We start from the raw sequence: 24,601 nt of genomic DNA on the forward strand, positions 1-24,601 counted from the left end.
ATAAGTAACAATTATGGGCCGGGCAGAAGAATAAGCATGAGGCTTTGGTTGTGTCACTCACTTGTACGCCTTGTACGCCGTGCAGCTTTGCCCGCAGGGTAGGGAGCTACTGTAGGGGCATTTTTAGTATTATCGCGGGTTATAAACACTAAAATAAATAGTATCCCCAATGAAATATAAAGTATCTCTTTTTAATACAGCATATTTGCTTTTTGTAAAATCCAGCGGAATATCTAATTCAAAAGTATCCGCGTACCGGGTATAACTGCCCCAATAATATGTTTCGCTAAAATGGTCTATGCGAAACCCTTTCAAGTGTTTATTTGTCTTGAAATCTAAAGTGATGCCGCCGTCGTTTCCTATGTTGTAATTTTCAGCGGTAAAATAAGTTTCCGACTCATCCAGGTGGGAACGTATAAGCTTATGCCCAAATATTAATACTAAAAACATTACTCCCATCAAGGCAGGGATGAGAGTAATAATCTTACCGTTACCATGATATTGGTTGATATTTTTAACTAAATAAAAAACAGTTAAAATGAATAGAATGATTAATGGAAGGAGATTAAATAATTCTTCATCGAAGAAGATCATTCGTTTCTTAATATTCTGAAACTCCGGAAACAGAGTCAGCCCTCCAAAGAGGAAAATCAGAAATAACTGGACTGGCCGCATGTTGGCTTATGTTATATTATTTTATCGTCCTATGCCCAACTATATGCCAAGCTTAGAGTATCTCACTGTAATGGTTAAACCTATCTACCCTGCGATAAAAGCCGCGTAGCGAACCAACCGCACAAGAGTGCGACGCAACGGAAGCCTCATGCTTATTCTTCTGCCGGGCCCATAAAAAGAATGCTTCACCGGCGGCAAAGCCGCAGGTTAATTGTCTTCCAGTTCCATGTAATCCCCCAAATCCCGGCGCTGCTTTTTGGTGGGCCGGCCAATTTTGCTAAGGCGTTTGCCGGTATGAAAAGAAGCGGCTTCGTGTTTCATTTTGTCAAGCTCTTCCTGCGGCGTAAGGTCTTCGTAGTGTTTAATGGCTTCGCTGTATTGTACCCGGTGGTCAAGCAACGCTGTTACTTTAATTATCCATTTGCGGGCTTCGGTTTTTACATCGTAGGTATCGCCAATATTTACGCTCCGGGATGCTTTTACGGCATTGCCCTCCATTTTCACTTTGCCTTTGTCGCAGGCATCTGCGGCCTGGCTTCTTGTTTTAAAAAGCCGTATGGCCCACAGGTATTTATCTATGCGTAATTTTTCTTTTACCTCACTCATTCTGGTAACGTTTGTGTTACTGTTTCATTTCCGCGTAATACTGGTGGAAGTACGGAATAGTTTCTATGCCTTTGTAAAAATTAAACAGGTTAAATTTTTCGTTGGGGCTGTGCAGGTTATCGCTGTCAAGGCCAAAACCCAGGAATACCGTTTTGCAGCCCAGCACGCTTTCAAACAAAGCGGTAATGGGTATGCTGCCGCCGCCACGCACCGGTATGGGTGGCTTGCCGAAGGAAGCTTCAATAGCTTTGGCCGCGGCCTTATACTCGGTGCTGTCAACCGGCGTAACATAAGGGTCGCCGCCATGGTGCGGCGTTACTTTAATGCTAACGCCGGGAGGCGCAATTTTTTCCAGGTGTTCTATAACAAGCGCTGTAATAACCTCATGCTTTTGATTGGGCACCAGGCGGCAGCTTATTTTAGCATAGGCTTTAGAGGGCAGCACCGTTTTGGCGCCTTCGCCGGTGTAACCACCCCAAATGCCGTTCAGCTCCAGCGTAGGGCGAATGCCGGTACGCTCATTGGTTGAGTAGCCGCTTTCTCCCCAAAGGCTTTTTACGCCAAGGTCTTCTTTGTATTCCGCTTCGCTGTAGGGGGCTTTGGCCATCTCAGCCCTTTCTGCCTGGCTAGCTTCGGCCACGGCATCGTAAAATCCCGGTATGGTAATGTGGTTGTTTTCGTCGTGCAGGCTGGCAATCATTTGCGCAAGAATAGTAATGGGGTTGGCTACCGCGCCGCCATAAACGCCGCTGTGCAGGTCGCGGTTGGGGCCGGTAACTTCTACTTCAATATAGCTAAGGCCGCGTACGCCCACATCTATGCTTGGGTTATCCATGCTAAGCATGGCGGTATCGCTTATCAGTATCACATCGGCTTTCAGCAGGTCTTTGTGGGCCTTTATAAAATCGCCCAGGTGGCTGCTGCCAATCTCTTCCTCGCCCTCAATAATAAACTTTATGTTTACAGGCAAAGTGCCTGTTTTAACCATGGTTTCAAACGCCTTAACGTGCATGTAAAACTGGCCCTTATCGTCGCAGGCGCCACGGGCATAAATTTTACCGTCTTTAATAACCGGCTCAAAAGGGCCGCTGTGCCAAAGTTCCAATGGGTCTGGCGGCTGCACATCGTAGTGGCCGTATACCAGTACGGTAGGTTTGGCGGCATCTGTAATTTTTTCAGCATATATTACGGGGTGGCCGGGCGTTGCAAATATTTCCACCTTACCTGCCCCTGCTTCCTGCAGGCGTTGCTTAACCATGTCTGCACAGGCCAGCATATCCTGCTTATGCTCACTCCTGGCGCTTACGCTGGGTATCCGCAGCATCTGTAATAATTCATCCAGGAAACGGTCTTTGTTTTCATCCTGGTATTGTTTCCATACCTGCATAGTATATGTTGTTTAGATGTGGTTGCGAATATAGTTAATGCGTATGAAAGGCAACATGCGGCCTAAAAGCCGGCACTTATTGCTCGCTGTGGCGCTTGTTGGTTAAAATCTTTTCCAAAGTCCAGTGTGGTCGGTCTTTAACAATGGTTTCATTGCCTGCATCTACATGCACAAACATTTCCAGCGCATCGCCAAACTCTTCTTTCACCAGTGTTTCCAGGGCTTTTACTTCTTCATGCGCCTGCAGCACATTCAGGTTCCAGGGTACCGTTAAATGGCAGTCTACATGTAACAGGCTGCCGTATTTTATTACCCGCAGGTTATGCAGGTCTATCCAGTTATCGCGGCGGTTAGCGTTTAACAACATCACCATTTTGTTAAGCAGTTGCATATCGGCTTCATCCATAATGCCTGCCAGCGAGGCACGTATTATTTTATAGCCATTGTACATTACAATTACACTCATGGCAAGGGCAATCACTTTATCCAGCCAGTACAGTTGTGTAAACAGTATAATCACCAGCCCTGCTATAATGCCCAGGGTTGAGTAGGTATCAACCTGTAAATGTTTGCCGCTGGCCTGCAACGCCAGTGAGTTGTTGCGTTTGCCAATTTTTAAACAGATAAACCCGGCTATATAGTTGGTTACCGCCGTTGCGGCTACCAGCCAAAGACCTGTATCCAGCGACTCAATTTGCTTGCGTTCAATAAAGTTGGTAATGGTTTCATATAAAATAAGTATGCCGGACGACATGATTAACCCACCCTCTGCCGCCGCCGAAACAAACTCTGCTTTGCCGTGCCCGTAGGGGTGATCTATATCCCTGGGTTTAGCCGCCACATACAAGCTGTACAGGCCTATAAAGCCGGCCAGCACATTAACAATACTTTCCAGCGCATCACTTAAAATAGAAAGGGAATGTGTAATGTAATACCCCGCAATTTTAATAATGAACAGTACAACGGATAAGCCGGTTATCCATTGCTGAACGCGAAAATTTTGTTTGGCTGATTTCAAAGCATGTGATTGTGTGAAAAAGTATTGTTTGCCCCAAAAGAAGAAATTTATTTTGAGAAATTGCCTGAAAATGTTTTGCCTTTAGATACCAGCGACAGTTTTTCATGGTATCATCGTTGCGTCGCAATCCGTTCATCGGTTGGTTTTTTATGGCAGCTTTTCAGACCCAGGTATGTTGGTGCGTGGAGACACGCACCAAGGAGGAAGAATATCGAACAAGGAACAAGGAATGCCGAATGAAGAATGAAATGCCCCCATTCACGATTCACCATTCACCAAAAGAATATGGAACAAGTAACAAGGAATGCCGGATGAAGAATGAAATGCCCCACTCACTACTCACCATTCACCATTCACGAAATGAATATCGAACAAGGAACAAGGAATGCCGAATGAATGAAATGCCCCCATTCACCATTCACCACTCACGAAAAGAATATGGAACAAGTAACAAGGAATGCCGGATGAAGAATGAAATGCCCCCATTCACGATTCACCATTCACGATTCACGAAATGAATATCGAACAAGGAACAAGGAATGTTAAATGAATCGTTTAATTAAGAAACGAATGTCAGGTTAAGCTTGTAGAAACCGTTTTATGTCCTTTGCTTTTCACGCATCCGCCTTCGATTCCGAAGTTTCGGAACTCAGGCTAACAACGAAAAAAGCAGCGTGTTACACCTTGCGCCAGGGATTGCAGCGGTTACCCCGGTGAGGCCTTGTGATCGGGCTTATGTGCCGGAGTAATAGCGGAAAGCCCGGTGCCCATCGCCTTAGCGTGGGCAGGCGCCCTTAACCAAATAAAAAAGGAGAGGCAATCTCTCCCTTTTGTGCTATTATTTTATTTATGGGTGTTTACACTAATCCTTCAAACCTCTTTTCTACAAAGCCCCAGTTTACAACATTCCACCAGGCGTTAATATAGTCCGGCCGCTTGTTTTGATACTTTAAGTAATAAGCGTGCTCCCATACATCAAGCCCCAGCAGTGGCATGCCTTTCAGTTCGCTTACATCCATTAAAGGATTGTCCTGGTTGGGGGTTGAGCCCACTACCAGCTTTTTATCGTTGGTTAACACCAGCCATGCCCAACCGCTGCCGAAACGTGTTTTGCCGGCATCGGAGAACTGTGTTTTAAATGCTTCTACAGACCCGAAATCTTTTTGTATGGCTGCGGCCAATTTACCGGAAGGGTTGGCTGTACCCGAGGGGGCGGCCATCAGCTTCCAGAAAAGTTCGTGGTTGTAATGTCCGCCCAGGTTGTTGCGCATTTTGGTGCTGTATTTGGAGATGGTAGCCAGTACAGTTTCCGGTGTAGTGGAAGAAGTGTTTACGTTTTCCGCAGTTACTGCCTCTGCTACGTTTTTTGCATAGGTAGCCGCATGTTTGGTATAGTGAATTTCCATGGTAGCCGCGTCAATATGCGGCTCCAGCGCAGTGTATGAATAGGCAAGCGGCGTTTGGGCAAAAGATGTGCCTTCTGCAGGCAGGTGAAAGCCTTTTTTGTCAAAGCCGCGGGCTATTGCCGGCACTACTGAGGTGGAAAGGCCCGCCGCGATACCTGCCATACCGGCTGATTTTATAAAAGTTCTCCTGGATGTGCTGTTGTTTTCCATACTATGGTTTTAGTTGCTTGTTTGTGATGGTTGGTTATTCTTTTTAAAGCGCTGTAAAAACTTTTTAACGCCCCTGAAAGTTCTGAAATAAAATTCTTTGTTGAACAATTGGGAATCGCTCATGGCTTTTACGGTTAAAAATATGCCGATAGGTATCAGCACCGCGGTTGACAGCCACATGCCTGCCAAAGGGCTGCTCACTTCTGATTTTGCGAACTTTTCTCCAAAAGTGTTCAGCAGGTGAAAGAGTACAAAGAATACAATAGCAAATACCAATGGAAGCCCAAGGCCGCCTTTGCGTATGATAGAGCCCAGCGGGGCGCCAATCATAAATAAAACCATACAGGCTACAGAAAGGGTGAATTTTCTATGCCATTCAATTTCGTGGCGGGTGAGCGATTTATGGCGGGTATCGTAATCTGTTGCCATTAACTCCACATTTGTTTTAATGGTATTTACCTGCGATGTAGCACGGTCTATAGAAACAAATTTGAGTGAGTCGCCCAGTACCTCATCAAAATTTTTAGCCTTGGTTTGGGGCAGTGTATCTACGGCTTTCCAGTTACTGTCCCTAAACCGCAAAAAGGTAAGGAAAGGCTTAAGCTCCTTTTCTGTACGGTTATAAAAAAAGGTATTAAGATCGGTGAGTGAATCTATGGCAGTATTTAACTGGCGCAGCGTTAGCATCTTGGGGTCGTAGTACATGGAGTCGTCTGTGCGCTTAAGCATAAAGCTGCTCAGGTCGAACATTTTTTTGTAAGTTTTAAAGCCGGTACGGGTAAGCTGGGTATTGATGGAATACCGTTCGCCTTTTTCTGAATACTGCCAGCCGTCTTTAAGGGTAAATTCCAGGAAACGTTTATCGGGTGTAACACGCATAATGCCGCTTTTGGCCACCATAAAATTATCCTGTAACCCGTAGCTTTTTTCGTAGATAACTACATCGCGTATGGTGCTGTCGTCTTTTTCTTTTTTGCCCAGCTTAATAATGAAGCCTTCAATCTTATCGTAAAAAATACCTTCTTTAATATCAAAGGCGGGTTTTGCTACGATGATATCATACTTAAGTGCATTCAACTTAAGGTTGGCAACCGGTATAATGTTATTAGCGAATATGAATGCGATGCCGCTGATAAAAGTGGCCAGTATAAGTAATGGCCGCATAAACCTTAACAATGGAATGCCGGCAGATTTGATGGCCACCAGTTCGTATGTTTCGCCCAGGTTACCGAAAGTCATTATGGAGGAAAGCAGCAAAGCCAGTGGCAGCGCCAATGGTACAGCCGTAGCTGCAACGTAACCTACTAATTGAAGCAGGGTAAAAATATCCAGGCCTTTACCAATAAGGTCATCCAGGTAAAGCCATACAAACTGCATAACCAGCACAAAAAGCGAAATAATAAAAGTGGCAAAAAAAGGCCCGATGAAAGAACGTATGATCAGTTTATCAAGCTTTTTTATCACTGTATGCCAGTTTCTTTTGAGAAAAGGTTTATGGAAAGCTGTCTGCGGGCTGGTTATATTGCAGTAGCTTCACCCGTGTAAATTAATGCCTTAAATAGTAATGGACAGCGCAAATGTAAATCTTTCGGAGAACGAACTGTTATTGGTTACAAACACAGATTGGATTTTAACAAAGCACCGCATCATTGAAAAGGTTTACCAGTTATTTGGACAGTTGAGCGCAGACATCCGTGAGCAGGGAAGCCATTTGCCAGAAGAAGTTTTAGCTATACCACCCAAGATATACAAAGGGGAGCAGTACAAGTATCTGCCGTATGTATTGATGGATTATCCGAGGCATTTTAAAGAGAATAATTTTTTTGCCATCAGGTTCTTTTTTTGGTGGGGCAACTATTTCAGCATAACGCTGCAGCTTTCAGGAAAATACAAACAGCAGTACCAGAATAAGATAAACGATGCCTACCATACGCTGGCAGGAAGTGACTGGTTTGTTTGTATAAATAGCGATGAATGGCAGCATGATTTTGAGCCTGGCAATTACCTGCCTGCTGGTGAAATGAATGAACAGGAATGGCAGGAGCTTATTTATGGCCACCCGTTTATTAAGGTTGCAAAAAAAATCCCACTGCAGGAGTGGGAAAAAGCATACCAATTTTTTACGGCGAATTATTTTTTGCTCTGTCAGTTACTTGCCGGCAACAAACCTTAATTGCCCAATCTGTGAAAAAGGTCTTTAACCTGGTATTCCCATAACTGGCTTTGGTCTTTAATCTCACCTTTTTCAGCAAAGTCTTTAATTACCAAAATTGTTTGATTGGTGATTTCGGTTTTTTCAATCCTGAATTCAAAGTACTCCTCTTTAGCTGCATGGGTCCAGTGAAAGCGGATGAATTTATCTTCTTCCTGTTCAATTACTTCTGCTTTTTCAACAGACCCATTCCATGAAAAGCTGAAAATGCTGTCCCGCTCATCTACCTTATCCGCAAACCATTCCTGCAGCCCTGCCGGAGTTGATAAAAACTCATACAATATTGAAGGGGAGCACCTTACCGGATATTCTAAAGTATATAACTGTTTTTTTGCCATTAGTCTTCTTTTGTACTTCGCATGTTGGGGGCTGCAATAATATTAAATAATTCATACCTTAAAAATATTTTTTTACTCATCTGCAGCTTCGCCAGTGCCCGAAATATACATCCATAAAAGGTGATTTTCTAATAAATTGGATGTCAGCTTATTACAAAAAGAAAAATTTGGAAGTGATTTTTTGATTATGTAACTTGGTGTTTCCTTTCAGTATGTCTCACCTCCCGTGAAATTTTTGGGTAATTTTCTTAATTAACTAAACAATTTTTGGTAACCCTGCAAAACTATTACCTATGAGCATGCGTCAATTAAAAATCACGAAATCTATTACCAATCGTGAATCACAAAGCCTGGAAAAATATTTACAGGAAATTGGTAAGGTCGAGCTCATATCCCCCGAAGAAGAAGTTGGTTTGGCAGTTAGAATTAAACTTGGCGACCAGAAAGCTATGGACAGGCTGATTAAAGCTAACCTGCGCTTTGTTGTATCAGTAGCCAAGCAATATCAAAACCAGGGGCTTTCACTACCCGACCTCATTAATGAGGGTAATGTTGGGCTTATTAAAGCAGCCTTGCGTTTTGATGAAACCCGTGGTTTTAAATTCATATCCTATGCAGTATGGTGGATAAGGCAAAGCATACTGCAGGCGTTGGCAGAGCAAAGCCGTATTGTACGCCTGCCGCTTAACAAGGTTGGGCTTACCAACAAAATCAGTAAAGCATTTCAGCAACTGGAACAGGAGTTTGAGCGGGAACCAACCGCCGAAGAACTGGCCGATTTGCTGGAGTTGGATATTTCTGATGTTGCTGAAACCATAAACATTGCGTCCCGCCATGTAAGTATGGATTCTCCCCTGAGCGAGGGCGAAGAAAATACACTGGTGGATGTAATGGAAAACCCCAATGCGGAAAGAACGGATGAAAAGCTGGAGTACTACGAGTCCCTGAAACAGGAAATTGACAGGTCACTAAAAGCATTAACAGAAAGGCAAAAAGAAGTGGTTTGTTATTTCTTCGGTATCGGAGTTGACCACCCGCTTAGCCTGGAAGACATTGGTGAACGCTTTAACCTTACAAGGGAAAGGGTAAGGCAGATAAAAGATAAGGCCATTGTTAAATTAAAAACTACAAGCCGTTGCAGGCAGTTAAGGGTTTACCTGGGTTAACCTGTTAAAAATTAAACGAATCTGTAAAAGCTCATGCGTTAGCATGGGCTTTTTGTTTACCGAAAAAACATACATTTACATGAATCCCTGAAAAAACAATATGAAAAAATTGTTCTTGTTTATCGTGCCCGTTCTCGCAAGCTTAAACTTGTACGCCCAGCCAAAGGTGGTTGCAGAGTGTACGGTTAATTTTACCATTACTGTTACGGGCGAAGGAAGCAGCCCTTTGAATAATGCCGCAAAGACGCTGTACATAAAAGGCAGGCAAAGCCGTGTAGATATTGTAGCGCCTTCGTTTAAACAATCCGTTATTTACGACAATAATGCCGATGTGGCGGTTATTTTAAGAGAAATAGGTAATGATAAATATATTTCTACGCTGGATTCAGTAAAATGGAAAGAACAGAACAAACAATACGACGGCATGACAGTGGCTTTAACCAACGAAACCAAAACTATATTGGGATATGAGTGCAAAAAGGCAATAGCTACATTAAAAAATGGCAATGTATTTACCATGTACTATGCCACTGCTATAACGCCTTCCGCTACGGAAAACCCATACCAGTTCAAAAATTTGCCGGGGTTTGTTTTAGAATATGAATCTCAGCCCGAGGGGAGTAAACAGAAAATTACTTATACCGCGAATAAGATAAATTTAAACCCGGTACCGGTTGCAACTTTTGAAATTCCAACCAAAGGGTACAGAATATTACAATAAAAAAATACTATAAAAAACGGATTACCTGAAAGATGGAGGAGTTGGAGTTTTAAAACGGGGCACTTTAACTTTAAACTTATAGGGATATATATAAGTTGTTTTGCCAGTCTCCAATCTAATCATTGAATTATAACCATTTGTACCTATGGAACCATATTGGTTGGGGAATTCAAAGGTTCCTTTATACTGAAACGTATTGTATTTGAGGGAGGAAAGTGAGTATTGTTTGGAAAGCTTGCCGAGATTTTTAAGGCTGAATTTGTTCTTGTTTTTGTCTTCAGCCGTGCCCGAGGATGAACCCATAGCCACAACAGCCGCCGATGTAAGCAGTACTGTTAAAAACGTGATATGAATAAATTTGCGGCTCATCTGTGTAACAAAATTAGCATTTTATTTAGAAACGTAAAATATTTTTATCGCTTTTTGATGAGCGGTGGCAGACAAAAAATTGGATTGTATTGAATTCATGATTAAATTACGCTAACCTACATGAATATGCAAGATTATCCTTCCCGGGACGAGCGTGAAGAATTAAGTGAATTGTTGCAACAATATGAGAATCTGCGCTCTGGCCGTAGCCACTCATTCATAGAAGAGGACGCGTTTGAAAAAATCATAGATTATTTTGATGATAAAGATGACCTTGGCAAAGCCCTGGAAGTAGCGGAAACAGGCCTTGAATATTTTCCTTATTCTTCTCAACTGCTGGTTAAAAAAGCCGACCTTTTACTGGCAACCCGCCGTTATAAAGAGGCCCTGGCCATTTTACAGCACGCAGAATTGTACGACAGCAGCGATATCAATATCTACATACTTAAAACAGAGGCTTACCTGGCGCTTGACCAGCAGGAAAAAGCTGTTAGGTTGCTGGAAGAAGCTTTAGTGCTTTTTGAAGGTGAGGAAAAAGTTGACCTGCTGTTTGAACTGGCCGACGTGTACGACGACTACGAGGAATTCGACAAAGTTTTTGACTGCCTGAAAATTATTCTCGAGCAGGAGCCCACCAACGAAGAGGCCCTTTACAAAATCTGTTTCTGGACAGATTTCACCGGCCGCAACGAAGAAAGCATACTGCTTCACAAAAAAATAATTGAAGACTTTCCTTATAACGAGTTGGCCTGGTTTAACCTGGCCGCTGCTTACCAGGGGCTTAAACTGTACGAGAAAGCCATTGATGCCTATCAATATGCCGTAGTAATTGATGAAAAGTTCGATTATGCCTACCGCAACATGGGCGATGCCTATATACGGCTGCGCAAATACAAAGAAGCCATTGAAAGCCTGCAAAAAGTTCTGGAACTTACCCGGCCGGAAGAAGTAATTTTTGAAGCCATCGGGCATTGTTATCACCGCCTGGGCAAATTTGCACAGGCCCGTTTTCATTTTAGAAAAGCATCGCACATGAACCCGGGCGATAGCAAACTGTACTATAAAATAGCCCTTACTTATATTAATGAAGAACAGTGGGAAAGCGCCATTAAACAACTGGAAAGCGCTATGCGCATTAACCGCAATGCGCCTGAGTATAACCTGGCACTGGGCGAATGCAGCATGCAACTGGGCAATTATAAAGAAGCCATACAATGTTTTAGCCTGGTTGTGCGCAGCAGGCCTAAGAATGTGAGTGGTTGGGAGGCGCTGATACGGTGTCTTATAAAAGCCGGGTATTTTGAAGAAGCGCATACACAAAGCCTTGCCGCGTTGCTGGCCACAGATGAAAAGGCCGTATTTTACTATTACATAAGTGCGGCACTTTTTGCTAATAATAAATCAAAAGAAGGCATACTGCAACTGGAAAAAGGATTGGAAAAAGCCCCGAAACTGTTGCGTAAATTCTTAGACCTCAATCCTTCCATTCTTCAAAACAATGCCGTGGTTGACCTGCTGGCACGTTACAAAAAAACAAAGAAGATATAGCCATTTATTAAGGGGTAGTTTCAGGGCGTGCCCCCAAGCTGCGCAAGGGGTCGGGCTTTCCGCTCATACTCCGGCACAAGGCCCGGCTGCGATGGCCTCACCGGGGTATCCGCTTCAATCCCTCACCCGAAAGCCGGTTGCCGGTCACAAGTAGCTGGTTACCGGTCTGTTGAAGTGTAAAAGGCTTATAATTCGTTTAGCGGAACATTATCACCTGCTAACATTAAACTTTAAACATACTAATATTGAACAGTTGCCGGTTACAGGTTTGCCGCCGAAGGCGGCAGAAAAACTATCCTGCGGGAAAAGCCAAGTAGCGAACAGAACGTACAAGAGTGCGACGCAACGATGCTTCATGCTTATTCTCCTGCCGGGCCCATAAGTATTTTCTTTGATGTGGGGCAAGGGATATTTATCTGTTGCCCAGGTCGCTTACATCATCCTTGCCGTTGCCGCCAATTTCCCATTCGAACGCAGCAGCATTGGTCCAGTTGGTATTGCCTGCTTTTACTGACTTTTTTCTGCGCAGCGATTTGTCAATACAAGCCTTGTCATTGCCTGCAATCGTCCAGCTTGTGCCGGGGTCGTTACCGGGTTCTCCAAAAACATCAACAGGCTGGCCGTTTTTCTCCAGTATAATCGCATCGTCTCCGTTAAAGCCGCAAACCGCGCTGTTATAAGCCACTACACCGGTTGGCAGGGTAAGGTTGGCGGATGTGTATTTGAGTACCAATACGGCGCCGGCCGCCATTGATGGAGGGATGTTGGTAAGCGTACTGAGTTTGATGGTGCTGGATGCATCGGCCGAACCATTCTTGTAAAGTTTCAGTGTATAATCGGCAAGCTGTATGGCGTTATCGCCGGCATTGTACAACTCAAGGTATTTGTTGTTGGAAGAGCCTTCTACGTATTCTGAAATCAACAGGCTTGCACCGGTTTCAACACTGCTGTCTGCTACTACATCGCTGGCGTTGCGCAGGTTTACCTGTTTATCCGCATTAAGCTGGGTAACAATGCCGGTAAAAGAAACCACTTCGCCGGTGGGGTACAGGTTGTTGCTGAAACTTGCAGTATTAAGGGTGGTACAGGTAATGGCGCCCTGTTTATCTGTAAGGGTGGTTACGCCATTCCAGGAGCCGTTGACGCCGCCGGTAATCTTTAAGCGCTGCAATGTTACCAGCGTACTTTCCATGGTTTCAAAATTTGCCTTTAAATCAGTGGTGGTTGTAACTTTTGGTATAATGGTACCGGTACCTGTTTTAAGTATATTTTCCGCCGGTACATTGTTTATTTGCAGGGTGCCGCTAAACTCTTCCAGGCTAAGGTTAGAAATGTTTACTTCCAGTTCATCACCCATGTTGTAGGAGTGCGGTTCTGTACACCTTATAACAATACCACTGCCCCCGGTTTGTTGCAATACCAGGTTCTTAGTGTTGATATTACCGCCCGGCCTGTCTGATATTACAACGCCTTTAATTTTAATGGCATCGGGCAACAGCACAGCCGTTCCGGTAAACATGGTACGTACCTGGGATATGTTGGTTAGTGTGGCCGCAATGGCATCGCAGCGTTTGCCGGTAAACTTAACGTCCGCAGTGTCCCGCACGTACAACTGTTTTGTACTGCCAAATACTGTATAGACAGCGGTGAGGTTACCATTGCCGTTTGGCACATTAATGCCCGCAAAATCAGCATAGCTGCTGGTTCTTAAAGTAATGCTGTGGTTGGCGCAATTTTTAAGCGTAAAGTTCCTGGCAGAGCTTGCAAGCGTTGCATCGCCAAATGTTTTGGATGTGTCTGCTGATGCAAACTGGAAACCTTCCAGTTCAATCAATGTATTTTGATAAGCGTCATTCAATTCACTTACAGTTACAACCTGCGGCTCTACCTTGTTGCCCGTACTGCCTTTAATAATGTACTTGCCGAATAGATTGGAAGCAATGCCGGTAACATTCAGTGATGATGGGTTACTGTTGTCAATACCACCGCCCAACTGTATAGAGCCGTTATAATCGCCAAGGTATAATCCCTTTAGCTTTACGAATATTTTTCTGCCTGTGGGATAGTCAGTAAACAGGTTAAGCCCATCCATGCGTATGGCAATACCCCCGGTTTCATCCTGTATAACCAGTTGTTTATAAAAGTTGCCGCTTTTATCATCAGCTATAACAATGCCTGCAATAATATCGTCAGTGGTAACAGCGTCAACATTGCCCATGTTGTGCATGGCCTTCAGTGCCTGTATGGTTAGGGTAGGCGTAACATTGGGCTCTTCATCCGTAGGCGGTTCATCAAATTTTTTGTTGCAGGATAACAGGGTAACGGCTAACATTGCCGCGGCGAATAACATAGAAAGGAGACACTTCTGTTTCATAGAATATGGTAATAAGGTTAAAAACGAAAAGTCGCACTTAAAAAATAGGTTCTTCCGTAACCGTAATAAGTTTTGGGAGGAAACCGGCCAACATCTTTTTCTACCGAGCTGAACCTGAGTTGCTCATACCCGCCGGTAACCATGTTTTTGTTATCCAACAGGTTACTTATACCTGCATTAAAAAATATGGAAGCGTACTTGGTGGGCCTGAGGGCTTTGGGCAGTAACCAGGTATAGCCGCCAAAAAAATCAAGGGTGTATTGCGGTGGCCATTTGGTTTGCGTAATAATGGTTTTGTAAAGGTCGCTTTGTTTGTCCAGCCCTTCCACGGCTGCTGCAGTTCGGCGGATGGGGTTATAGTCCAGCCAGCTTTCCCTGAAATAGTTGCCGGTAAGGTTAATGAAAAATTTGGGGCGGCGGTAACTAAAGCCAAGGCTGTAGGCTTCCTGTGGCGTTGTGGCCACCCTGAAGTTTTGTGAGTAAATGGTGGAAGTTTCCAGCAACTCTGCACTGTTATCCAATGTTACTGTGGCTTGCTGGCGGCTGTTGTAGTAGTAACGCCCAACTGCGGCGGCTGCATTAACAGATAAACCGGCAGCAAGCTTTGCTTCGGCGCCAAACTCACCGCCATAATGTAACTTGTCAATATTACTTAAGGCGTAGTTTACAAAGCTCCTGTAATCGTCATGATAAAAAGATAATATGTTCATGCCGTTATTTACCTGTGTGTAATAACCGCGTAACCGCAATTTAAGCCCCGGGGCATTCAGCGTATAGCCCGCTTCTGCCGTATGTATGGATTCCGATGTTACGGATGGTTGTGTAAAATCCCGGGTGCGGGCCGAGAGATAAACATTGTCAAAGTAAGGAGCCCTGCTTAGGGAAGCAACGTTTGCAAAAAAGTAGTTCCTTCCATCCAGCTTATAAGTAAGGCCGGCTTTTATGCCGGTGTTAAAGAACTGATAAGTGGCCGACCTGCCGTACGAGTTTTCAGGAAACAGCCCGTTGCGCACATGCCCATCCCTGTAGAAGCTGGTGTAAGCAACGTTGCCCGCCACAAAAAAATCAACATGCTTAAAGCGAAAAACCACCTGGCCCCACTCTTCCGCTTTGGTTATGCGTATGGAATAGTCGTAGCCAAATTTGTCACCTGTTTTTATAATCCTGTTGGGCCTGTCAAGGTCATTTTGTACAGCATTAATATCATTAGGAAAATCCCTTTCCGCAAACTGGTTAATGTTCACATAAAAATCGCCGCCAAGTAAATCGTTCAGCACTTTGTAATTGTGGTTGCGTTGTTGCTGGTAACTAATGCCGCCGGATATTTGAATATGATCGCCAATAACCGCGTTAATATTGCTGTTGAAGTTAATGCGACTTGTATTGGTGATGCGTTCCTCTACTACGTAACGTGAACGGTTACCGGTAACTGTGTTGCCGTTTACGCCATCCGCGTTTTGTATGGTTTCAAAACTGTTCCTGTTCACATTATATAAGCGCTGCCAGTTGATTTGCCTGGCAGCTTCATCGGTGTGCATCAGGTTATATACCTGCTGGTATTGTATTGAATCGTCTTTATAAAACGATGGCAGGTAACGGTAATAATCGGGCCTTGGGTCTGGTGCATTGTACCAGTCAATACCGGTGCGGCTTTTATTTCCGGTGGAGTAACCTGCGGAGGTAGTTAAAATTGTTTGGCTGCCTATATGAAATTCATGATTAAGTATGACGTAAGGCTGGTGTGTTTTATTTATGGCAGCACTGCGTTTTTTACCATTTTGATAACCCCAGTAGGCATTGTAATAATGGCTGCCTGCCAGTTGTTGTATCTCTTCAACACTGCCACCTTGCGCTGCCGCTTCCGTCGGTGCGCCAAATACTGACAGCGAGAGTAAATGCTTTTGGCCTATCCGCTTATCAAGCCCGGCAAAATAGCTATAGCCATTGTACCAGGTACCTGGCACGTAACCTTCATCCGCATAGCGGCGGCTGGCAGACAAAGTAAAGGCCCAGCCTCTTTTAGTAAGGCCGGTGCTATGGGTAAGCATGACACGGTGTGTATAGCTGCGGTTGCTCCAGGCATACCCCAGGCTGGTTTGTTTGCGTTGTTTGGCCGCCCTTGCATCAATAAAGGTGGTGGCGCCAATATCGCCAAACGAAAAACTGTTGTTGCCCAGTCCCAGGTTTTGTTCCCTGTTGCGTAGTATATCGTTTAGCCCGCCCCACAGGCTCCAGGGCGCTGCACCGTTATCAAGATTATCCATCGGCAAACCGTTGATGTACACGCCAAACATGTCCGCATCGTAACCACGGATCTTAAACCTTGCAGCGCTAAAGTTGAAGGAAGCTGCGGTGAAAAAAGGATCTCTTGCTGCCGTTAATACCGACGATATCAGCCTGCCGCCGCTTTCACCCGCATCCAGTTCGTCCAGCGTAATAACGGGCAGGTTGTCCAGCACATTTTCCTGTATGTCGTTTGTAATAAGGGAATCTTTTAAAGCAGTACTGTCAGCCTGGGCATAAACACCGGTATCCAAAGAAAGGAATATCAATAAAAAGACGCAGTATAGTTTGTGCATAGGACGGATTTGGAAATTGATCAAATCTAAAATACTTTTTTGTTTCGTGGCATACTGCAACCATACATTCTAAGGTTTTCTTAATCTGCTTGTTTATATGGCTTCGCTATTTTTATTTGGGATATTATGTGCCCCGGCGACATAAGTATATGGCATCGCCTGTTGTGTCACTCACTTGTACGTTCAGGGCTATGGGCGGCTTTTCAGACCCGGGTAGCAGCCCGGATGTATTATAAATTCTTAATCCTTTACCTATGCTTAAATGGTTTTTTGCCTGCATATCAATTTTTACAGCCTGCGCCGCTTTCTCACAAAAACAAACCTATAAAACAGCCATCATCGGCTTTTACAACCTGGAAAATTTTTACGATACCATCAACAATACGCTTGTTGATGATGAAGAGTTTTTGCCCAATAGTGCAAGAAATTATAATACGGCAGTTTACCGCCATAAAGTGAATAACCTGGCCATTGTACTATCGCAAATGGGCACAGATGTTAACCCTGACGGCCCTGCTATACTGGGCGTGGCTGAAATTGAAAACGACACTGTTTTAAGCGACCTTGTAAAACACCCTTTGCTGAAAGAAAGAAATTACCAGGTTATTCATTATGATTCAAAAGACCTGCGTGGAGTTGATGTGGCTTTGCTGTACAACCCTAAATATTTTGTACCCCTTAGCAGTAAAAAAATCTTTGTGGTGTTGCCTGATGGCGCTAAGGAAAGTTATTTTACCAGGGATGTATTGTATGTAAAAGGAAAGCTGGATGGAGAAGAAATACATGTAATGGTAAACCACTGGCCCAGCCGCCGCGGTGGCGAAGAGCGCAGTGAGCCGGGACGGTTGGCTGCCGCATCTATAAACCGGAATGTGGTAGACTCTGTACTCAAGCTGAACATGAATGCCAAGCTGGTGGTAATGGGCGATTTAAACGACGATCCGTTAAACCGCAGCATTACCGGTGTATTAAAGGCAAAGGGCAAACCGGCCGATGTAAAAGAAGACGATATGTTTAACCCATGGACAGATCTGTACAAAAAAGGTATTGGCACTTTAGCCTATAACGATGCCTGGGGCCTGTTTGACCAGGTGATTATCAGCCATGCCTGGCTAAGCAAACAGCAGCAAGGGTTTTTCTATTACAGGCAACAAATTTTTTGCAAAGAGTTTATGAAAGAAAATGCAGGCAGGTACAAAGGCTACCCTATGCGTACCTGGGATGGTATGCTGTACCGGGGCGGCTACAGCGACCATTTTCCGACTTTTGTAGTGATGCTGAAAAGAGTACCATCTTAAAATGGTAAGGGCCGCTGCAGGCGGCCCTTACTTATTCCACTATTTCAACTTCACTTCATCAATATTTTATAGGATCAGGCAGAGTAACGCACTATACAACCTGTGTTCCTGCGGAACACTTTGTAGGTAGAACATTGCAGGGTGATAGCCTGCGTTCCCGAGGAACGCTTTGTGCTTTATCTGCGGGGATGAGAGCATGTATCTCCGGAACAAATCCATGCTTTTGTTCTACCCAATCCTATTCATCTAATCCCGTTCGTAAGGAAAATTCCTGGATACTTTACGCATCATGCGCTCCATCAACTGGCTGCTGCTGCCCAATACGTCTTCATTCATTTCCTTGTAAAAACGCCAGAGCAGTTCGCCATTTTTAGCGTCGTAAATCTGCATGATGAGTGCGCCGCCGGCAGTTTTGCTGAAAGCGGAGCCAAACAATAAGGCTTTGGTAATAGCGGCCCCTTCAGAGGACGTTTTCTCGTACGTGAATTTGCATTTGATAACCGCGTCAACATTCAGCAGCTTAGCTACAGAATCCTGTGTCATTTCGCTTAACTGGTTAATGATGCCGGCCCTTTTAAGCAGGGCGTTGGTCCGTTCCACATCCTGGAAGCTTACAGTGTATTTATCGTTTTTGCGCAGCAGAAAAGTAAACATACCCTGCTGCAGTTCTGCCGCCAGGTTTCTTTCTTCAGCCTGGTGGGCGGATGAATCAAAATTCTTGGGTGGCCTTCTGTAAGTAATGGCAACATCAAAAGGCAGGATGGCTACGGTTTTATGCGTGCTGATTTCATTTTTAAGGTTGGCAGATTTGTACACCTGCTTGTTGCTTTCAAACTGGGCCATTGTGCAAAGGCTGATGCAGCAGAGCAGTATGGCTAATAAGTAGTGCTTTTTCATGGTTTAAAGTTTTTAGGGTTGCAATTTGCCATGAAACGCGGCCAAAGTAAAGGGGGCGCTGTATGAACTGCATTTATTGACTAATGGAAAGTGTAAAAGGGCAGGGAGAAAATTTTTGCCTACCCTGCGGGCAAAGCCGCACAGCGTACAAGGCGTACAAGAGTGCGACGCAAGTAAAGCCTCATAGTACTACCGTCTGCCGGGTACATAAAAATGCTGTTTAACATACAAGGCGGCCTGGCCGCCTTGTATGTTAAAAGTTATTATACTGAACGTAATTAATTACCGCTCTTTATAACTTTTGTGGTTGTTTTCAGAAGCCCCTGCAAGGCTGTAACAGCATAACTGCCGGGCATGTAGCGGCGGCCAAACTGTATATTTTGCGCAGGGGAGATGTTGTTCCAAATATCCAGCAGCCTGCCATTATTGTCGTGAACCATAATGCTGATGCCGGTTTTGCTGTCGGTGCTTTCGGGCCTTATGGTAAACACATCCTGCGAAGGGTTGGGATATACTTTTAGCTGCAGCACTGCAGGCCCGTTACCGCGGTTAATGCTCTTTTCAGCCTGTTCTGCTATTGCCAGGTATTCTTGCATAGCCTGTGGGCTAACATCATCATAAGTTCTTGCAGCCTGTGTACCGGTGCTGGTTAACCTTGTTCTGCCGTCTTTAATAACCACAATGGCAGAGCCATCTCCTATAACCGCGTTTACCGGCTGGCTAAGGTTTACATAGAAAAATTCATCACCCTCTTTTCTTGCATCGGGCACTATAGGCACCAGGGCCCTGGCAGTTGTAAAGCCGGGCAGTATTACCAGCCAGTGCGCTGTTGACAGGTAATCTGATGGGCTTACCGCTGTGCCGTTTTTAGTGCTGTACCTTACCAATACCAGCTTGTTAACCGGCCTTGACAGTTTAACCTTTACGTAAGCCAGCCAGCCAAATTCTGATACCTCGGTATCAACAATGCTTAACAGCGGGAAGGGGCAATCTTTAACCTCTACCGTAAAGCTGCAGGATGCTGCCGGGTTATGCGCCAGGCTGTAGGTTACTTTGGTTATGCCTCTGTTGAATACTTTACCGCTTGCCGTACCGGCGCCTTTACCTGTAGTGGCTCCGGTTAACGTGTAGTTTACCTTAGCAGTGCCTCCGGCAGGGCTTAAAACAGGGTCTATACCGGTTACAGTAGCTGCGCAGGTACTGGTTGTGCCTGCAACTACTTTATTGGGCGGGCAGGTAAGGGTGGTTAAGTATTTTACAAGTACCATAGCGCTATCGCTAAAGCTGCAGCTTTCCCTGGTTACGGTAACTGAGTACAGGGTGCTTGTGTCCGGGCATACTTTTATGGTTGCTGTAGTTTCACCAGTGCTCCAAGCAAAGCTGTAAGCACCAAGGTTAGTTTCGTCAATACCGCTTACTGACAGCGTTGTGCAGGCGGAATCGGGCCTGTCTGCATAAACAATGCGGTCTGCACCCAAATCCAGTGCTGACAAATCGCAGCCGGAAGCGATTACCAGGAAGGGGCCTGTTACATTTTCTGTTGCCACTTCGCTGCCTGTTGTAACTGTAACATTGCGGAAACCAATGATGGCAGCAGGGTCAATCTGTATTTCCGCCTCCAGTTGTTCGCTGTTTATGGCCGTTGTTTTAAGTATGGTAATACCGCTGCCGAGGTTTAGTACAGAAGTATTGTTGAAATGTGTGTTGATAGCTGTTACCTGCACTGTTAGTTTTTCACCTGTAGCGCCTGTTGAAGGAGAAATGCTTAAGATGGTAGGCCCAAACGGTTTTGCCACTACCTGCAGCAGGCCCCTGCCACTTGCAGAGTCACTCATGCCGCCGCCGAGGTCTGTATAGGACAATACATCTTTAAAGCCCAGTGAAACAGTATCTGCAACTGTTACAATGGCCTGAAGTTTTGAAAGGGTAAGCACATCCAGTTCTGTTACAACAATACCGCTGTTGCTGAACCAAAGAGAGGTAGTGGTGTTAAAATTGGTTCTTGAACCGGTAATGGTAAGGGCAAGCGTTGAGCCTACAGGCGCTTTTGACGGTTCTACATTAGTGATAGCGGGTGCTATGGCGCCCTGGATTATATTGTAAGCTATGTTCTCATATTTCTTCCTGTCATCAGGGAAACCGCTGTTAACTTCAGGAACATAAGCAAATGTGCCGCCTGTTTCTTCTGCCATAAAAGAAAATGCCTGCAGTGCTGTTGGGTTAGGGGGCAGGGATGCCAGTGTGCCTGGCGTATAAGCAGAAGGCGGGGTAACCGGTGTTGTTGTGCCGCTGTTGCCGCTGTTATCGTGGTTATCAGAATAAGGGGCAGGATCGTATTCGTTGCTGCTGTTTTGCTGCTGGCCCTGGGCTATTGCACCTGTTGCAGTGGGTTCGCCACAGTTGCCGGACAGCAGTACAGATACAGTAATCTTTTTTTCTTTAAGTTTAGCGGTAATGCCGGCTATGTCGGTTCCGGCATGTGGCCCGGCATCTGTTGCCAGGAAAAGAATGCCACCCTCTTTTACAAAATCTTTGGCTGCATCAAGCGCTTCTGCCGAAGCTTCGGGGCAATCGCCGCCACCCGATGCTATCAAAGCCGCTACCTGGTTCTTTATTTCGTTAAGGTCTGAAGTTTGCGGACGAATAGACACATTGTCTTTAAACGATGTAAGCTGGAATATCCAGTTGTTATCATTGCTGGAAAACATAGGCAACGACAGAATGAGAAGTATAGCGTTCTTAACACTCTCAATTTCTTCGCCCATACTGCCCGTATCATCAATTACAAAGCCTATATCAACCTTGGTTTCTATCTTAAATGCGTGGATGGTATCTTTTAAAGGCGGGTGAGAGGGTGTCCACGAGCTGTCTAAGTTGCGCTTTTGCAGGTCTGCACCTTTTCTTACGCCTTTAGACAAAAAGCCCTGTAATGCATTGTTGGCTGCATCACGCCCGTCAATATAAACGCTGTGCGGTCCTTCCTTTGCACCACGGGTTACTTTGGCTTCAATTTCTATTTCCCAAACCGTGCTGTCTGTATTGGCAACCACTTTCATTTTATTTACCGGGTATTTAAGGCTTGGTATTTCTATATTGGCTTCTTTCATGGGCTCGCTGAAGGTGATTTTTACATTTACCTTGCCAGAAGCTTTTGATGTGTCTTTGTTATCGGTAAGTGCCAGTTCCCCTTTCGCGTCATCCCACTTCCACTCTGCCATATAGTTAAGTTTGCCAGATTTAATTTCAACCTTTTTGGCATAGGGCCTGAAATTGTCCACCAGTATTTCCTGGTACGAGTCGGCAGACCTGTTTACAAAATCCTCCAGTTTAATGCCTGCCCTGTAACGCCCATCCGGAAATTTGGCCTCATCCACAGCCCTGGCTTTATCGTAGTTGGTTTTAAAACCATTGGCTTCGGCTACTGTCTTGCGGGCATCCGTAGCCCAAAACTGGTTGCTGTCAAGGTCGGCAATGGCGCCGGTTGTTCCTTTGGCGTTGGTTACTATATAGGTAAACCATTGCTTAAAGTCGTAACCTGCGGGGGTATTGGCATTAAGGCCGGCTTTAAAGTCAATAATAGTATGGGTTACAATGTTATTGGATGTTGTAGCCCCGCTTTTGTAAAAAGTATCTGTATTCATCAGTATGTAGGGGCTGGCCTGGGTTCTTACAATATCCTTCCAGGCATTTTTTTCCTGCTTTTGAATATAGTATCCTACTATTTTAGGAACCTGCCAGGGGGCATCGGATGATTGCCTGTCAATGGCCTCAGCAACAATATCCACCCCGTTATGCACTTTGCCGTTTGCAGGAAAATAATCGTTGGTACCCGGCGCTTTCCTGAACCTTACGGAATCTTTATCTCCGTTGGTATCCATCAGCGTGGGGTTTGTTCCCTGCGGGTCCCGGTAACTGTTAACGTTCCAGATGTTGAAAGGGTTAAGGTTGGCAGTAGTATAGTTTTGAAAGGCAGAGGAATAATTGCAGTGGGTATGGGCAGTAAGGGCAGACCATAAGCCGGTGGCATCATTAATCTCTCCCAGCGAATCGCCCGGCGCAACAGATTCCCCTATAGAAAAATTGGGGATCTTTTGCAGGTGGTTAAAGTTAATGTAGCGCAATACGCCGTTAATGGATACTTCAAGCTCAACGTTCTGGTTAAGGCCGGCGCCTGCGGTGTTATCAAAAAACCTTATAATGCCGCCGGCTGGTGCTTTCACACAATCGTTGCGTACACTGCCTTCGCCCTGAATGTCAATGCCTTCGTGAAAGTATTCCGTAGGCGCAGAGGCAAAGCCCCCAATGGGTTGCCCAAAGCCGTGCAGCAGTTCAATGCTTTCGGTGGTGCAGTTGGAGATGCGCCTTACCGGCCATATCCTGGCAAATGAGTTTTTGCGTTCGTTGGATGCGGGGCCAAACGCGGCGCCCACTTTTGCACGCACCTGGTAAGTATAAATACTTCCCGCAGCCAGGCCGGCATCTGTAACGGTTAAGGCTGCGCCATTGCTTTTCCAGGCTGAGTAGGCGCCGCCATCCTGTTTAACACGGTATTCATATTCTGTGGCCCCTGCTACAGCATCCCAGGCAACCACCATTTGGTTGGCGCCAATCAGTGGCTTTACCACTTTAAGGTTTACTACCTGGGCATAGCCGGGCAGTATGGCTGTTAAAAGCGCTGTTGCCAATACAGCTATTAATCTTTTACAGCAAGTATAGGTAGTCATATTCCTGGCTTTTAATTGTTAAGTTTCAAAATGATTGTCTCCGCGGGGGTTTGCAACCGTATGGTGCCGTTGGGTTCTATTTCCGCGGCCCGGTAGGGCACCCAGTAAGCGGGCTGGCCTTTAAACACGCTTTCCGCCAAAACGGACCCGGTTTTTGTGTTAAAGGCCTGTATGCGCACACCTTTGCCGGCTTCGGTTACTACCGTAAATATATCCCCCGATGCAAAGGCGGTTACCGGCAGGCGGCCAATGGTTTTACCCTGCAGGCCGCCAGATGAAACCAGGCTGTAGCTCTTCCCGGCATCATACAGGTACCACTCGGTTCCTGTACAAACCACTATTTTGTTGCCGGGTATAAACTCAATGGCCGAAACGCTGATGTGGGAACTGTCAACAAAAAGAAGGGCGCCATTTGAACTGTAGTATTGAATATGGCTGAAAATGCCCCCTGCTTTAAAACTCAGCAGGGCGATATACCTGTTATCAGGGGCAGAGAAAAGACCGGCAGGATTATCATTGTTTATTTTATGTTCCCATACCCGGTTGCCATTTTTATCATACTTAAACAGGTACATGGCTGGCGGGTCTCCCGGCATAGCTTTATTGCCCGCTATAATAAGGGTGCCATCTTCAGACAAAGTTGCCGCGAATGGGGCGCCGGCAACTTTACCAACAGATTTTATCAGCACTCCGTTAGAGTTATAAAAATTAGCATAGGCATTATTGTTTACATGGCTGCCGGCTTTATCACCATAAGCAACAATCCTGTCTGCTTTTTGGGCATAGGCAATATTGCCCAGGGCTTCTGTTATAATGCCGCCATTCTTTAGTTTATACACCGGTTTGCCGGCTGTTTTGCCCATTTCAAAATAAGTTTCCTGCCCGTTTTTTGCCCCACCTGTAACAGCCTGCCTTGATATAACCCGGAAGGCGCCGGCTTGGGCGCAAATACCAACTGGAAGGATGGCCGCTGCTGCAAAAAACGCGGCTGTTGAAAGAATGCTGGTTAGTTTATTTTTCATGATGTATGATTTAGGTTTTTGGCAATGTATGCGGGGGCAATAATCCGGCGC

Annotated in this window: 18 protein-coding genes; 5 read left to right on the forward strand and 13 right to left on the reverse strand. The window is 45.2% G+C overall.

Annotation, left to right across the window (positions count from 1 at the left end):
- Nucleotides 1–129: 129 nt before the first annotated feature.
- From F0364_RS18955 to F0364_RS18980, 6 genes are all read right to left on the reverse strand, one after another.
- On the reverse strand, nucleotides 130–594 hold the full coding sequence (locus tag F0364_RS18955) for a hypothetical protein (RefSeq protein ID WP_153799378.1): 465 nt from the start codon (nucleotides 592–594) through the stop codon (nucleotides 130–132).
- A gap of 288 nt (nucleotides 595–882) precedes the next feature.
- A complete protein-coding gene (locus F0364_RS18960; protein ID WP_153799379.1) occupies nucleotides 883–1,281 on the reverse strand; it encodes an RNA-binding S4 domain-containing protein in 399 nt (132 codons plus the stop codon).
- Nucleotides 1,282–1,297: 16 nt separating this feature from the next.
- Nucleotides 1,298–2,668 (reverse strand): dipeptidase, encoded by a 1,371-nt coding sequence (locus F0364_RS18965; RefSeq protein WP_153799380.1) that lies wholly within the window; start codon nucleotides 2,666–2,668, stop codon nucleotides 1,298–1,300.
- A 76-nt stretch (nucleotides 2,669–2,744) separates the two neighbouring features.
- Nucleotides 2,745–3,686, reverse strand: coding sequence for a cation diffusion facilitator family transporter (locus F0364_RS18970; RefSeq protein ID WP_153799381.1), 942 nt, complete (start codon nucleotides 3,684–3,686; stop codon nucleotides 2,745–2,747).
- Between the two features lie 857 nt (nucleotides 3,687–4,543).
- Nucleotides 4,544–5,302, reverse strand: a complete 759-nt coding sequence (locus F0364_RS18975; protein WP_153799382.1) for a superoxide dismutase — start codon at nucleotides 5,300–5,302, stop codon at nucleotides 4,544–4,546.
- A gap of 9 nt (nucleotides 5,303–5,311) precedes the next feature.
- Nucleotides 5,312–6,766 (reverse strand): LptF/LptG family permease, encoded by a 1,455-nt coding sequence (locus F0364_RS18980; protein WP_153799383.1) that lies wholly within the window; start codon nucleotides 6,764–6,766, stop codon nucleotides 5,312–5,314.
- 100 nt (nucleotides 6,767–6,866) lie between these two features.
- On the opposite strand from F0364_RS18980, the gene F0364_RS18985 reads away from it, so the two are divergent.
- A complete protein-coding gene (locus tag F0364_RS18985) occupies nucleotides 6,867–7,475 on the forward strand; it encodes a hypothetical protein (RefSeq protein ID WP_153799384.1) in 609 nt (202 codons plus the stop codon).
- Here the strand turns inward: F0364_RS18985 and F0364_RS18990 are convergent.
- Nucleotides 7,472–7,852: an START-like domain-containing protein gene (locus tag F0364_RS18990; protein ID WP_153799385.1), complete on the reverse strand. Its 381-nt coding sequence runs from the start codon at nucleotides 7,850–7,852 to the stop codon at nucleotides 7,472–7,474. The genes F0364_RS18985 and F0364_RS18990 overlap by 4 nt on opposite strands.
- A 293-nt stretch (nucleotides 7,853–8,145) precedes the next feature.
- On the opposite strand from F0364_RS18990, the gene F0364_RS18995 reads away from it, so the two are divergent.
- Together F0364_RS18995 and F0364_RS19000 are read left to right on the forward strand one after the other, a co-directional pair.
- A complete protein-coding gene (locus F0364_RS18995) occupies nucleotides 8,146–9,018 on the forward strand; it encodes a sigma-70 family RNA polymerase sigma factor (protein WP_207632764.1) in 873 nt (290 codons plus the stop codon).
- A gap of 100 nt (nucleotides 9,019–9,118) precedes the next feature.
- Nucleotides 9,119–9,739, forward strand: coding sequence for a GLPGLI family protein (locus F0364_RS19000; protein WP_153799386.1), 621 nt, complete (start codon nucleotides 9,119–9,121; stop codon nucleotides 9,737–9,739).
- 21 nt (nucleotides 9,740–9,760) lie between these two features.
- Here the strand turns inward: F0364_RS19000 and F0364_RS19005 are convergent, their stop codons facing one another.
- Complete coding sequence (locus F0364_RS19005) at nucleotides 9,761–10,108, reverse strand: hypothetical protein (protein WP_153799387.1); 348 nt, start codon at nucleotides 10,106–10,108, stop codon at nucleotides 9,761–9,763.
- Nucleotides 10,109–10,228: 120 nt separating this feature from the next.
- Here F0364_RS19005 and F0364_RS19010 point away from each other — a divergent pair, with 120 nt between their 5' ends.
- Entirely contained in the window at nucleotides 10,229–11,656 is a 1,428-nt protein-coding gene (locus F0364_RS19010; protein ID WP_235921153.1) for a tetratricopeptide repeat protein, read from the forward strand.
- Nucleotides 11,657–12,068: 412 nt separating this feature from the next.
- On the opposite strand, the gene F0364_RS19015 is transcribed toward F0364_RS19010, so the two are convergent.
- Both F0364_RS19015 and F0364_RS19020 read right to left on the reverse strand, forming a co-directional pair.
- Complete coding sequence (locus F0364_RS19015) at nucleotides 12,069–14,030, reverse strand: DUF5689 domain-containing protein (protein ID WP_153799388.1); 1,962 nt, start codon at nucleotides 14,028–14,030, stop codon at nucleotides 12,069–12,071.
- A 17-nt stretch (nucleotides 14,031–14,047) separates the two neighbouring features.
- Nucleotides 14,048–16,609, reverse strand: coding sequence for a TonB-dependent receptor (locus tag F0364_RS19020; protein WP_153799389.1), 2,562 nt, complete (start codon nucleotides 16,607–16,609; stop codon nucleotides 14,048–14,050).
- 254 nt (nucleotides 16,610–16,863) lie between these two features.
- On the opposite strand from F0364_RS19020, the gene F0364_RS19025 reads away from it, so the two are divergent.
- Nucleotides 16,864–17,907 carry an endonuclease/exonuclease/phosphatase family protein gene (locus F0364_RS19025; protein ID WP_153799390.1) on the forward strand — a complete coding sequence of 348 codons (1,044 nt, stop codon included), beginning with the start codon at nucleotides 16,864–16,866 and terminating at the stop codon, nucleotides 17,905–17,907.
- Nucleotides 17,908–18,153: 246 nt separating this feature from the next.
- Here F0364_RS19025 and F0364_RS19030 read toward each other — a convergent pair whose 3' ends face one another.
- From F0364_RS19030 to F0364_RS19040, 3 genes are all read right to left on the reverse strand, one after another.
- A complete protein-coding gene (locus F0364_RS19030; protein WP_153799391.1) occupies nucleotides 18,154–18,804 on the reverse strand; it encodes a DUF4136 domain-containing protein in 651 nt (216 codons plus the stop codon).
- A 278-nt stretch (nucleotides 18,805–19,082) separates the two neighbouring features.
- Nucleotides 19,083–23,528 carry a Calx-beta domain-containing protein gene (locus tag F0364_RS19035; RefSeq protein ID WP_153799392.1) on the reverse strand — a complete coding sequence of 1,482 codons (4,446 nt, stop codon included), beginning with the start codon at nucleotides 23,526–23,528 and terminating at the stop codon, nucleotides 19,083–19,085.
- A gap of 11 nt (nucleotides 23,529–23,539) precedes the next feature.
- Nucleotides 23,540–24,550, reverse strand: a complete 1,011-nt coding sequence (locus F0364_RS19040) for a hypothetical protein (protein WP_153799393.1) — start codon at nucleotides 24,548–24,550, stop codon at nucleotides 23,540–23,542.
- Nucleotides 24,551–24,601: the final 51 nt, after the last annotated feature.

It is taken from the genome of Foetidibacter luteolus (assembly GCF_009650435.1).
Classification (GTDB): domain Bacteria; phylum Bacteroidota; class Bacteroidia; order Chitinophagales; family Chitinophagaceae; genus Foetidibacter; species Foetidibacter luteolus.